Genomic DNA, 894 nt, shown 5'->3' on the forward strand with positions numbered 1-894 from the left:
CTACTTCGGTTCTGAAATTTGGATTGCCCCCAGTGTGTTCTATAATCGTTTGTTCGGCGTTTACGGACCAGCCTGCCGCATAATACATACCGTTGACAGCCGAAACAGACATATCACCCCTATGTGATTTTTCGATAACCGTGTGAAATATTTCGGGTATGTCCTGCACGATACCCATCTGTATGCCCATCCAACGCGCCATATCTTTTGTATTAGAAATGATGTAGCCTGCGGGTTTATTCCCAGCATAATCCGGAGCTTTAAATGGAGTTGTCATAAAAAAGGAAGAACGGTAGCCCTGTGCCAACTGTCCAGTGGCTTGAGCATCTTCTTTATAAACATACGTCTGGTGAAGACCTAACGGCTGAAATACCTGTTCCTTCATAAAGTCTTCATAGCTTTGTCGCGACACAATCTCAATAACCAAACCCAATACGTCATAATTAACGGTTCCATAGTTATACTGTTCACCGGGAGGGAACGCCAATTCAGCATCCACGAGCATTTCCACAGTCTTTTGCAACATATCCGGTGTATTGCCTTGTGGAATATTTTGAGTATGCCTAATATTTGTTAGACCACTGGTATGGTGAAGAAAGTTATTTAGTGTAAGACTTTGCATATCAACAGGTTTCCCTTGATACTTTAACGTAAACCAAGGTAAATATTTTTGGACAGGGTCAGTCATTGAGAGCAGCCCTTGCTCTTCCAACAGCATAATACCCATACCGGTAAAAGCTTTACTGACCGAGGCTAACTCATAGAGTGTATTTTCACTTGCAGACAACCCCTTTTCACGGTCTGCATACCCTGAAGAAAAGTAGAACACTTCATCATCAGCAAGTATTGAGATTGACATTCCCGGCACACCTGATATACGACAGGCATCATCTA

1 protein-coding gene is annotated in these 894 nt (G+C 42.7%); it reads right to left on the reverse strand.

Translation table 11 applies throughout. From position 1 onward, the window contains the following. Window positions 1-894, reverse strand: an 894-nt coding sequence (locus MR155_RS31220) for a serine hydrolase domain-containing protein (protein WP_242312117.1), incomplete at both ends; no start/stop codon positions are given.

It is taken from the genome of Bacillus cereus group sp. BfR-BA-01331, assembly GCF_022663915.1.
GTDB classification, from domain to species: Bacteria; Bacillota; Bacilli; order Bacillales; family Bacillaceae_G; genus Bacillus_A; species Bacillus_A mycoides.